The organism is Neolewinella persica DSM 23188 (assembly GCF_000373105.1).
GTDB classification, from domain to species: domain Bacteria; phylum Bacteroidota; class Bacteroidia; order Chitinophagales; family Saprospiraceae; genus Neolewinella; species Neolewinella persica.
Genome location: NZ_KB890451.1, coordinates 1 through 12,639 on the forward strand (window position 1 = coordinate 1; position 12,639 = coordinate 12,639).

Annotated in this window: 5 protein-coding genes and 1 pseudogene; 4 read left to right on the forward strand and 2 right to left on the reverse strand. The window is 51.5% G+C overall.

The window, feature by feature from the left end; all coding sequences use genetic code 11:
* Positions 1-3,566, reverse strand: a pseudogene (locus B036_RS34685) (hypothetical protein); the annotation flags it as partial.
* Positions 3,567-4,100: 534 nt separating this feature from the next.
* Between B036_RS34685 and B036_RS0120800 the strand changes: the two are divergent.
* The 4 genes from B036_RS0120800 (at position 4,101) to B036_RS0120820 (ending at position 11,059) form a co-directional block, all read left to right on the forward strand.
* Entirely contained in the window at positions 4,101-5,420 is a 1,320-nt protein-coding gene (locus tag B036_RS0120800) for a hypothetical protein (RefSeq protein WP_020570669.1), read from the forward strand.
* A 253-nt stretch (positions 5,421-5,673) separates the two neighbouring features.
* The gene (locus tag B036_RS0120805) at positions 5,674-6,471 is read left to right on the forward strand and encodes a ParA family protein (protein WP_020570670.1); all 798 of its coding nucleotides are present in this window, start codon (positions 5,674-5,676) and stop codon (positions 6,469-6,471) included.
* A 12-nt stretch (positions 6,472-6,483) separates the two neighbouring features.
* A complete protein-coding gene (locus B036_RS0120810; protein WP_020570671.1) occupies positions 6,484-6,990 on the forward strand; it encodes a hypothetical protein in 507 nt (168 codons plus the stop codon).
* Between the two features lie 460 nt (positions 6,991-7,450).
* The gene (locus B036_RS0120820; RefSeq protein ID WP_020570673.1) at positions 7,451-11,059 is read left to right on the forward strand and encodes a TolB-like translocation protein; all 3,609 of its coding nucleotides are present in this window, start codon (positions 7,451-7,453) and stop codon (positions 11,057-11,059) included.
* 31 nt (positions 11,060-11,090) lie between these two features.
* On the opposite strand, the gene B036_RS0120825 is transcribed toward B036_RS0120820, so the two are convergent.
* Positions 11,091-12,635 carry a glycosyltransferase family 39 protein gene (locus B036_RS0120825; RefSeq protein WP_020570674.1) on the reverse strand — a complete coding sequence of 515 codons (1,545 nt, stop codon included), beginning with the start codon at positions 12,633-12,635 and terminating at the stop codon, positions 11,091-11,093.
* Positions 12,636-12,639 lie beyond the last annotated feature (4 nt).

Genomic DNA, 12,639 nt, shown 5'->3' on the forward strand with positions numbered 1-12,639 from the left:
GTGTTGTTAGGAATTACGTTCACGTACAGGACGTCTTCGTCGATGTTACGTGGCAGACGCTGGCGGTTGTTTACACCGCTGCCATCACGCGTTACGATGAATGGATCGCCAAGCGTGTTGTACTCACACCAGTTCACTACGTCGTAAGTAATGCGGAGCTTGAAGCACTCATCACCTGCGAGCAGGGTACGGAGCGTATCAACCTTAGTNGTGGTCGTGATCAGATCACAAGCCAGTTCTTCAGCACCTACACCAGCGTACTCNGGNATNTCAGCACAGTCACCAGACTCATCGGTTGGGAAGGTCAGGCGGTAGTCGTGGATACCGATCACGTCGATGCGCTGCGTACAGGCACCAACGTTGGTGAAGCCAGCGTCATCCGTAGAAACGAAGGTACGCGTGAAAGTACCTACACCACAGCTGTTCACNTCACCAGAGATTGTCTGGGTGATGGTTACGTTACAGTTGTCAACACCAGCGGCAGCACCGAAGATGGCGTCCAACTGAGCNTCAGTAGCATCCTGAATATCGGCAGGAAGGNTTGTGTTGTACTCAGTACAAGTGATNGTTGTGCTCGCAGGTGCGATACACGTTGGGCGGAGCTTGTCTTCAACAAGTACATCCAACCAGCAGAAGTTTACGTTACCAAGNGCGTCTTCTACACGGAGACCAACGCGAACCGTTCCAACGTCAGCACAAGTCAGGGTTACCTGAGGGCCGTAGTTGCCGATTGGCAGGTCAGCAGAATTTACGCGAGCGATGCTCAGCGTTACANCAGAACAGTCNTCGTAAGANCCANNGTCAATGTTGGAAGGNGTNAGNACGGCAAAACCGNTGNTTGAACCAGCAGAAGCCAGGCTGATGTTCAGNCCNTCNTCACAGATAGCAACCGGAGGCGTCTGATCCTGAACTACGAAGAAGAAGTCGTCGATGCTGGTGTTACCACACTGGTCAGTAGTGGTGTAGCGCAGCAGGTGACGGCCGGCAGGAATAGCGCTGGACAGTTCAGGTGNGCCACCAGGAACTACAGTGAAAGCACCGATTGGAGCACCGTTNACGTTGCCACCAGGGAAGATTTCAGCAGTAATGGTCACGTTAGTGCCAGAACAGTTGTCTACAGCAGATACGTCGTCAAGACGGAGGTAAGCAGCACAGATGTTGCCAGCGTTGGTTCCGTATACGAGGTCACCNGCTTCGTTACGCTCTACGCTAGGACCAGTGAATACCGGTGCAGTAGTGTCGCCAACTTTCACTACCTGAGTGAAGGTGCGAACGTCGCTTGGGTCACACCAGTCGATGACGGTGTAAGTACGAACGAACTTGTAAGTGAATGGGCAAGTAATGATTGGGTCGCCATCGGAGAAAGTAACACCGATGTTACATACGGCAGCACCAGCACTCAGACGGAAAGTACGGTCACCAACCTGGAGGAATGGGAAATCGTTAACCCGTGGTGCTGGGTAGTTAGCACGTGTTGGGTTAGCAGTACCACACTGCTCGTAGTAAACTACTTCTTCGATGTTATCATCTTCGAGGTCAGCAAGTGTTGGGCGCTCGAAAGTAATCTGGTAAGTAGCAACGGTAGGCGCATTGCCCTCACCGGAAGCGGCTGGACAAACAGCAATTTCAGTGGCCGTGAAGGTGCGCGTCAGTACGATGTCATCACAAGATGGATCTTCACCAAAGGCAACAGCATCGCTTACACAAACTTCAAGGAACTGAGTACAGCCGTCAGTGAAGAGTGGTACGCGTGGCGTAAGGCCACCAGCCAGCAGGCGGGCGCGGAGTGCACTAGACATGCTACCAAACACGGTAGAACCGTCGCTGGAGTTGACACGGTAGCACTTGTCTACACTGGCAGGCAGGGTAGATACGTTGTTCTGGTCATTTTCGAAATCAACGCAAAGCAGCGTAAGGTCACCTGGGTTGAATTCAACCGCCGGAGGCGTCTTATCTTCAGCGTTAACGGTACCCCAACAGTTGGTGAAAGAGAATTCTCCATCTGGAGCGCCACCTTCTACCATGAAGTTGGTGATCTTAAGAATCGTTGCAAGAATTTCTCCGAATGGCTGCAATCCGTCATCTTCGATACGGAACTCCAACGTGTAACCAGCCTCTACATCAAAAGTAGAAGAACCGGTGGTAGGATCAGTAGCATCGAGAACTTCCTGAATCGTATTTCCTTCGAAGTCATAAACAATGATGGCATCGTCAAAGCCATCATCAACACCGTTAAGGTCATAGTCGAAACTTACTTTAGCCATTTCTGTGAACATGTAAGAAACAGAAAGCTCGAAGTCAGTTCCACCGCCAACACCAAATGGGGAGCCGGTAGTAGACATAATCAGTTCAGCTGCGCTGAAAGTTGCAGAAGCAAACTGCTGCTCGTCATCATTCTCATTGCTGACTACAGTCCAGTTAGCACCGTCAAAATCATCAACGAAACCATCAGCACTTGCACCGCCAGTGTTTAAAGAGATCGTGTAGGTGAAGGCACCACAACCGTCAACAATCGGGCCGTTTGATGGATCAGAGTCCATTACTACGATGTCAAAGTTTTCAGGACCGGGGATAACACCGTCACCATCTACATCAAAATCACCAGTAAGTACCATAGATGGGATAACCAGACCTTGACATTCGTCGTTCAGGGTAAGGTTGATTCTACCGATACAAGCAAGGTTAGCGTCCAAAACGTCAGGAATGACGGGAGGCTGGTTCTCCATGTAGGTTGTAGCCAGAACGATGTCACCGTTATTGCCACCAAATCCTGTTACAGCAATGAAGAATTGTTCGCCAGGAGCACCATTCAGAGTGATAGAAGATTGTAGTCCACAATCATCATCGTTACCGTCTACGCAGACAAGTGCGTCACAAGTTCCGTTGAAAACCAGGATTTTCGTGTCAAAATCAGAATCACAAAGACTAAACGTGACATTGCCACCTTCTCCGGCAGCGGTGAAAGTGTACCAAATTGTTCCACCGGATCCTTCAGATGTTCCACAAAAGTCAAGACCGTTAGCTGTAGCACCATCGGTTGAACCTTCGGTAACATCGCCGTCAAAGACTTCAATGGCATCTGCACAAACATCGTTTGCAAGAGGATCCTCCTGAGTTACCGCCAGGGTGTAATCACCAGTATTAGCAAGGAATGCGTGTACCAGGATTTTGTATTCCGTACCAGCAGTTACGGCTTGTGTGGTTTGCGACTGAAGACCACAGAAGTCATCATTGCCACCTACACAGTTTAGTGCAGCACAGTCTCCAGTATAAACACCAATTTTGGTATCGAAGTCTGAGCCACAAAGAGAGAAGGTTGCAATGCCATCAGTAGCAGGAGTGTAGCTGTACCATACACCCGGAGAGGTGTTGCCTGTACCACATAAAATAGCATTGTCGACAGTAGCATTGTCAGTAGAGCCCATTACAGTAGAACCTACAGTGATGACTTCAGCATTTGCACAGTCGTCGTTAGCCTGAGCAAAGAGCCCTACAGTAAATAGCATACCGCAAAGCGTGAGGAATAGAGAACGGGAGTTAACCGTCTTGAGTAAAGATTGGAGCATATTAAATCGTCTTAATGTGTTGAGATTATAGAAGACTCGAATTCGCTTAAAGTGGTCGGAAAAACAGGTCCAAATTGACGTAAGTGTCTATTGGCACTGCGTAATCAAGTACTAAAGTAGAATATCTTGCCGGTTTACAAGGTATATCGCTTAAAAAAAGTCACTTTTTTTCGATTTATTGATCGTTTTGAGGTTTAGAGCTGAACATTCGGGGAAAAAAAACGCTCCTTCTGCGCTTTGCCTGCCTTTTGCTTGCCCGCAGAATAACCCGAGAGAATGCGTTGCGCATTTACGGTCATCAACGCACTGCCGATCAACCATAACTGCACCTGCGTACGCGCCAAAAGAAAGGGGGAAGGAAGAAGGGGAAGGGGGCTACCGCAAGTACCGTTCGCGCCGATACGCTTGCTCACCTTAAAGGGGGGGAAAAGGAAAGGGAGGATGGGGGGGTATGTCGGAATCCTGCCCACCTTCTTTTAAAACAAAAAAGATGTATTTAGTAAAAATAAAATTTCTTCTTATGTTTGCCATTCGATGGCAAAAAAGACCCTGACCGAGCGCTTCATCCAAAACACCGTAGCGGAACGCCTTAATAAGGAGTACTACCGCCGCAAGCCCGCCTACGTCAATACGGAAGTGTATACCCAGCTGAAACGAGCCGACGTCTTCATTGCCTTCATGCGTGCACGCAAGCGACCGTACGTAATTGTGGTAGAGGCTAAAAGCAGAACCACCATTCACCAGCTTAAGCTGAAGGAAGAACCCCAACGGATCCGGTGGGCAGGCCGTGGCGTAGCCATCGCGCTGATCGTGGGCCTTTCTGCCGCCCTTGGCTACCAGTGGTACTTCAATGCAATGAACACCCTGCTGCTGCTGGCGGTCTTTGTGTTGGGCTCCTCGTTGATCTCCTCCATGATTCGGCGTTTAGAGTTGAGTTCGCTGGGATCCATCTCGGCAATAGAACAACTAAGCCGTTACCCGGCCAACGAAAAATGGATTGCTGTAGGGGAGGACACTTTTGTGCGTCCGGAGGAATATGAGGTCCTCAAGCGTCAGTGCCGTAAAAGTGGTCTCGGCCTGCTGGTCGTTACTACAAAAGGAAAAATGCGTCGGATCCTTATCCCGGAGCCGCGTCACGCCTTTAACAACTACCTGAGCGACTATGGTAAACGTAAACCCATCCTGGCACACATTAATAAGCGTCCTGACTACGGGCCTACCCCACCCGAGCGGGCCAAGCAGCGGAGACAAGTCCTGAACGGCGCCGTTCTACTGTCCATCGTTGGTTTACTGGCATTGCTGACCTACGAAGACCGCGTCAGGCCGGTTGTCCCGGATCCTTTTGCTGACAGCTACCCCGTAGACACTCCGATGCTCTCGTCCGATGAACGTGTGCCCGTCAAGGGAGAGGACCTGCTTCAGCGTCAGGGTGCAAACATTTTCCCGAAGGAACAAGCGGCGCCCACATCAGGGGAGGTTGGCAGTGATGATACATCAGAGGGCGGGGTCGCGGGTGCCGGGGAAGTTGAAAGGCAGGGCGCCACCGGGCAGGATTGCTCTGCTCTCGTGATCGACCGCCGCTCGTTCATCGTAGTAGACGCCATCCTTAATCCCGAAAAAGCGAAGGCACGATTGGCGGAACTCTCCGCCGCCGGCATTCCGGGAATGCAGCGCATTGCCACCGACTGCCTCAACAGCTGGCCAGCTCCCGGACGTGAGACCTTATATACAGGTACTGTTTACCCGGATCGCCCGGCGGCGGCTGCCGCCGCCCGCGCCTACAATGAATTACTGAAAGCAAAGGGGATGGACGCGGCTTACGGGAAGGCGGTTAAGGTTCGACCTGGGGGATAGGACCTTGGTCTGTTGGTCAATTGGATTGTTGGGTAATGGTACAATTTACCCAATGCTCAAATGGTTTTAATCCTGGCTGGAGATTATATTGTGGCCTTATGGTATCGCTAAGGGGTAAATGTCTTGTCTGCCGATTTTGCGATTGCCCCCCAAACAGGCTACCGTACCAATGGACCAGCGAACTAATAGACCACTGAACCAGTAGACTAACGAACTAATTTCTACCTTCGCCCAAAATAAGGCCTGAACCTGTATGGCAACCGTAATTAGCTTACTGAATCACAAAGGCGGCGTTGGTAAAACGACGAGCGCAATTAATATTGGCGCCGGACTCGTAGAGCTCGGCAAGCGTGTCTTGCTCATTGATCTCGACCCTCAGGCGAATCTTTCCCTTTCCCTCGGTATTCCGCGTCAGCCGGTGACCATATATGAGAGCATCATGGGAGAGAGCGACCTATCCCCATTCGTTGTTCGGGAGAACTTCCACGTGGTCACCTCCAGCCTGGATCTTTCCAGCGCAGAAATGGAATTGGTCAATGAAGCCGGCCGGGAATTTATTCTGCGCGAGCTTTTTGCCGGCGTTGAGGACGACTACGACTTCATCATCATCGACTGCCCTCCCAGCCTTGGCCTTCTCACGCTCAACGCCCTGACCAGCAGCCAGCAAGTAATCATCCCGCTACAAACCGAGTTCCTGGCATTGCAGGGCCTGGCTAAAATCAAGCAGGTGATTCAAAAGGTGAAGCTTCGCCTCAACAAAGAGTTGCACATCAGCGGCGTACTGGCCACTATGTACGACAGCCGGAAAGTCCTTAACCGGGACGTTGTTGAAACCATCAAGAAATACTTTGGTCCGATTCTGTTAAAAACTTACATCAGGGATACCGTCGCTTTAGCGGAGGCCCCGGCCAGCCGCCAAGACATATTTTCCTACTCTCCTTCCAGCAACGGATCCAAAGATTATATGGCCGTGGCGAAGGAAGTAATTGAGCGTACGGCAAACCCAATCCACCTTCGGGAACGTTCAGATAAGACAACACCGAAAACCTAAACCTGAAAAGCAATGGCAAAGAAGCGCTTTACCGATGATCTTTTTGGGCTGTTCGAAGAGCCCACACCAGTGCCCGCCGCTTCCAGCGCCGAGCCTGAAGCCGGTACGCATGCCAACCAGGAGGAGGAAAGTGTGGAAGTAGACGTCCCGACGCCAAGCCCCAATGCAAAGCGAAAGCTCTCCAGTAAAAAATTCACGGCCAATCTTGACAGTTTTCTGAGCGATAGTTTCGAGCGGGAGAACGTTGCTCCTCCAACTTCCTCTGCACCGGCGTCCTCGCCCAAAAAAGCCCCCCGGCCCCGCCGCCGTAAAACAGGTCTTGACTTACTCATCCGCTCTACTGTAGCCGATGAGGACCGCAATACCACCGACGGAAACACCGCCGAAACCAAGCGCGTAACCCTGATCTTCAAAAAAGATCACCTCTCGGAACTGAAGGACGTGGCCAAGGAGCGCGGATTGTACTTAAAAGATGTGGTGCAGGAAATGGTGGCTAAGTATTTGGAAGAAGAGGGATAGCGCTATTGGTGCTTTGGGGCCTTTGGGATAAGGAACCGAAATATAGCCAACCGAGGAAGCACAAAGCCTGGATAAAGAACTACGAACGCGATTTCGAATGCCTTGCTGAAGAGGTTGGGGATCTCCGTTACGACAGTTTGGCGGAATTTTCTGACCTGCTCGCAGAAGATAAAACGCGGTGCAAATAGTGATCGGGGCCGCAGACATTTATCCGAAGAATTGTACGAAGCAAAAGATAAGCTTTCCCGCGCAGCGGACGCCATAAATCAGGCCTGGAAAATCTGCGAGCCCCGCGTGCTCCCACCGGATGATCCTTCCTCATAGCTCGACCCTTAAATTGTCGCTATGCAAACCAATTAACCCGCGACGAACAAAATTTCGCCCCTAAGCGTGTGCACAACATAACCTTCCTCGCATCTTACCGTTATATTGTCCTGCTTGTTGCTACAAACGATTCGAGATGCGTCTATCCCTTTACCTACTGTGTATCTTTTTTACTGTCGGCCTTTTCGCCCAGACTTCCCAGGTGGAGTTCGGCAAGAACCGGGTCCAATATCATAAGGATTTTGATAGTTGGGAGCAGTACGAGTCAGATAATTTCATCACGTACTGGTACGGAGAAGGCAGAGATCTCGGGCAATCCGTTGTTCAGATGGCGGAGTATGATTTCGGTTATATTCAGAAAATGCTGGAGCACCGGATGAACGAAAAGGTACAGTTGATCGTGTACCGTGACGTGACGGACCTGAAGCAAAGTAACATCGGCAGCGAAGAAGTTTTCACGCTTCCCGGCACGCAGAACCTTGGCCGCAGTGCAAGCTATATTTCAGCGACACAGACCAAATTCCTGGGCAATAAAGCCTTCGTTTACTTCAATGGTGACCATACCGACCTGCGGAGACAGGTCAGGGAGGCGATGGCCAGTGTCTACATTGAGCACATGCTTTACGGTTCCTCCGTTCAGGAGGTTGTACAAAATGCCGTTTTACTTAACCTTCCGGTATGGTTCAAGAGCGGCCTGGTGTCTTATCTTGGTGAAGACTGGAACACAGAAAAAGACGATCAACTACGGTATTTGCTGACCAACGGTGAGTACGAGACCTTCCGCGACCTTGCTGCGGAGTACCCGCAGTTAGCGGGCCATTCTTTCTGGAACTACGTTGCGGAGAGCTTCGGCAAACCGACCGTTTCCAACCTCCTGTACCTGACACGCATCAACCGTTCCGTAGAAAACGGTTTTCTGTACGTACTGGGCAGCAACTACGACAATATCCTTTTCAACTGGGGGGAATACTACCGCAACCGCTATACGGAAGAGCTGGCTGGCCGGGCGCAGCCCGGCGGGACGGAAATCCCCATCAAAAACAAACGTCAGCTTCCGATAACCAACCTTAAGGTCAGCCCCGACGGCACCCGTATTGCCTACGTGCTGAATGAGATCGGCCGCTATAAAGTCTACCTGCAAAATCTGCAAACGGGAGAGCGTGAAGTAGTCTTCAAGGGAGGCCAGCGCAACCTGCTGCAGGCGACAGATTATGATTACCCGTTCCTTGATTTTTCGCCAAGTAATCAGGAACTGGCTATCCTTTACGAATTCCGGGACAAGATCAAACTGATTCGTAGGGACCTGAATACGGGCGAAGACGTCTCCGAGGCATTTGCCGTTACCCTTGACCGGGTGTTTAGCATGGCCTACGCCGACCCCGGCAGGATGATCATCTCCGCCAGTGCTAAAGGACACACTGACCTGTTTTACTACGTTCCGGGACAAAGGCAGCTGCAACGCATTACCAATGATTTTTGGGACGATCTTGATGCGGTCCCGGTAAACATCCGCGGTCGCCAGGGTGTCGTATTCGCCAGTAATCGGACTGGTCTGAAAATCGAGCCCAGCCGACTGGACACCGTACTCCCCATCGGAAATTTCGACCTGTTTTATTACGACCTGGAGAGCAAGTCAGGAGAATTAGTCCGGATTTCCGACACCCCTTTTGGCAACGAAAGCCAACCCGCCCCCATTGACGGCTCACACTTCAGTTTCCTCTCTGACGTTAGCGGCATTGTCAACCGTTATCAGGCGCATCTGGAAGATTACCTGGACCACTACGAAAAAACGATCTACCTGAACGACGGCAGTGAGATTACGCTTCATGCAGACAGCATGTTGACAACGCTGGACACTACGCTGATTGATTCCATCAACGTCTTTCCCATCATCAAAGAACGTGCCGTAGTGGAAGCGGTTACCAACCTGGGGCGGAACATCGACCAGCAGGACGGCAGTGGTAAACGTCCATTCGGCGTAGAGACCTTTGCTTCTGATGATGGTCAAATCATTCGCAGCTTCACCTTTGACACAACACTAAATGTGCGGGTAACCCCCACTAAATTCCGCCAACGCACCTACCTGGCCGCTGGCCAGGCCGTCCCCGTTTTCACTACCACCGGAACGCGGGGAGACGACGGCCTCATCGCTCCGAATAAGGCAAATCCCGATGCACTCAACGCACCGGAGGAAGAAGAGGCCTACATGTTTCAGACTCGTTTTGATGATTTTGTGGATCCACCCGCGCCCGAGCCGATACCGGAGCCGGAGAACATTCTTTTGCGCGACCCCACCACCTCCGAGAACACCGTTGCCCCAGCTGGCGCTGACTCAACGGGGCTCCGCCCCAACCTAACGGTGGTCACTTCTCCCATGAATCCCCGACGGACCCGCCAGGTTAATAACCTGCTGCGGGGCGAACGGCCGATACTTGAGCTGAACAGAACCTATAAGTTTATCCGGGGAAGAATCAAGCCCTCGAGGCTTACCTTCCGGGTCAACTACGTAAAAACGGAAGCAGACAACGACCCGCTGTTTGCCGGACTCAACAATTTCTCTGCGAACCCGGATGGCTATACCCGCCAACCCCTGGGTATCCTTTTCAAGGGGAACATCATCGACCTATTTGAAGACTACACCATCGAAGGTGGCGTTCGCATACCTACCAGTTTCAACGGTACGGAATATTTCGCCACGTTCCAGAACAGAAAGAACAGGCTGGATAAGATCATCTCCGTTTACCGTCGTAACCGGAGACTGGAAGAAGGCTTCTTCGACGTGCTCCGCCCCAACGCTCCCCGACTTGTGGAGGAAAACACCCTGCTGGCGCAATACGGTGTTCGTTATCCACTCGATGTTTTCCGCTCCTTACGGGCTACGGCCACCATTCGTCGGGACCGGGTGCAGACCTTGCCCACCGAATTGGCGGCTTTGCAAAGTCCACCAGACAACCAACAGCGTATTGGTGCCCGCCTGGAGTACGTGTTTGACAACACCCTCAACCTGGCCACCAACCTAAGAATGGGGACCCGCTACAAAGTCTACGCTGATTTTTACAAGAGCTTCAACATCAACCTAAGTGGAGACGGAGGAGAAGAAACCGGATTCGAGCCTGGATTCCTGGGCGTTGCCGGCTTTGACGCAAGGCACTACCAACGCCTCGACAAGCGCAGCATCCTGGCCATTCGGTTGGCGGGCTCTACTAATTTCGGCGGTCAGAAACTCCTCTACTACCTGGGCGGAGCGGATAATAGCCTGCTTAATAATTTCAATAACTCCATCCCTACCCCTCAAACCGGAGACTTTGTCTTTCAGGACCTGGCAAACCCGCTGCGCGGCTTTGACGTCAACATCCGCAACGGAGGAACCTACCTGCTCAGTAACGCAGAGTTAAGGGTTCCCATATTCAACTATATTTTCCGGAACCTTAGCTCGAAGTTATTACGCGACTTCCAGGTCATTTCGTTCTTCGATATTGGCACCGCGTGGTCTGGTTCAGATCCATTTGACGAAGACAACCCGGTAAACATTACCACTTATCCCGATCCTAACCAACCAGGAGACAACGTAACCCCCATCACGGTCCGGGTTCGCCGGTTTCGGGACCCGGTCATTTATGGCTATGGCTTTGGCGCAAGGACGACGGTATTTGGGTACTACATCCGGGCTGATTACGGCTGGGGTGTGGAGACTGGGCTGCGACAACCCGGCAAATTGCATTTATCGTTGGGGTATGACTTTTAATGGTGGGGTATACGAAGTTCGTAATAAACCATTACTGTCCCAGACCTTCCAGCCTTCGCTCCCGCACAATCTCCGTCCATGCCGCCTCAACGTCTCTTTTGGGTGTGTCCCGGTAGTAGATGTAGCTGACCTCACGGGCGTAGGGTGTTGCGGTGCTGTCAATCAGCGTCACGTTTTCAAAATAGTCGGAGTCTCCTTGTGGCCAGTCGTGCACAACGATCTGACGATCAAAAGTAATTTGTTCGGGTACCCAAAGGAGGAAGCTGGCGTCAAAAGACACGGCTTCGGGTAGTTCATATTTCTTCCGATAAAAGTTCAAGGCTCCTGCTTCACCATAGTGACCTCCTTCGATCATGCATTTTCCCTGTTCTTCCGGAGGTAGTTGGTGGTAAAACTCAGCCACCTTAGCCACCATTTCTTCCCAACCATGCATATCTGCATAGTCCTGGCTGAGGTCACGGACGGAGCCATCTTCCCAACGCAGGCCGACATCAAATCCGTAATTATCCCGCATGTGTACTCCATAATCCTGCATAGTTTCTACAGGAAGCACCGGCAAGCCAAAGGGGATCAGGAACAGATTAAGTAGTAAGGGTGGGGCCAACCACCAGCTTTTTGCGTTCAGTTTTTCGGCCCAAAAACATCCCCCGGCAGCAAACAGAACGGCATAAGCACCAAAGGTGTAGTACGCCTTTCCACTTAGCAGTAACAGCAGCACAATCAGCAATAAGTAAGCAAAGCCCAGCGACCGGTAAGGCTTCAGTTTTTTGGAGCGCACCAGAAATATCAGCCCGGGGAACCAGATGATGATGCTTAGTGCGTGAAAGATGAACTGTGGTAATAAGAAATCGGAAACGGACATATTAACGAGCTGGGTTTCCGATAATTCGCGCATATGGGATATGACCGGAAAATCGTAGCTGAACTGCCACCAAAGGTTCGGAAGCCACATCAGCAAGGCGATGGCTGCGGCACGCCAAAAGTATTTACGCTGCAGTAATTTCCTTTCTGGCGTCATCAAGATACCCACCAGCAAGCCGGCCAGGTAGAATGCCACGCTGTATTTAGTCAGCAAGGCCAGCCCCGTGACAGCACCGAGGATATACCAATCTTTTGCCCGCCGGTGGTTAACTACCCGCACCCAGGCCAACCCGATTAGCAGCCAGCAAAACTGGTTGAAGCTTACGGGTTGGAATAAATTGTTAGAGCCCAGATAGACGGGAGAAAGGAGCCAACCGGCCCCCGCCAGAAACTGCGCACGACGGTCACCTCCGAATTCCCTCACTAACTCGAAAACCAGCCAAATACTGAGCAGCCCTACTAGCAGCACCGGTAGTTTCGCTGCCCAGAGTGTACCCCCAAAAATTAGCTGACTGATACTTGCGACCCAACCGATCATCGGCGGCCCTTCCATGTATCCCCACATTGGATGATGTCCTTCGGCGAGGTAGAGAAACTCGTCCCGGTGCAGACCGTATCCGCTGAGAATTGCGGTAAGGTGAAAAAGGACTTTTATGGTCAGTAAGGCCACCAGGCCTTTGACGAAAAGGAGCGGTTTAGCGGCAGTGTGGGTCATATAA

Coding starts and splice junctions, on each gene's coding strand:
- B036_RS0120810 (WP_020570671.1), top strand. CDS start 6,484: ATGGCAAAGAAGCGCTTTACCGATGATCTTTTTGGGCTGTTCGAAGAG.
- B036_RS0120800 (WP_020570669.1), top strand. CDS start 4,101: ATGGCAAAAAAGACCCTGACCGAGCGCTTCATCCAAAACACCGTAGCG.
- B036_RS0120805 (WP_020570670.1), top strand. CDS start 5,674: ATGGCAACCGTAATTAGCTTACTGAATCACAAAGGCGGCGTTGGTAAA.
- B036_RS0120825 (WP_020570674.1), bottom strand. CDS start 12,635: ATGACCCACACTGCCGCTAAACCGCTCCTTTTCGTCAAAGGCCTGGTG.
- B036_RS0120820 (WP_020570673.1), top strand. CDS start 7,451: ATGCGTCTATCCCTTTACCTACTGTGTATCTTTTTTACTGTCGGCCTT.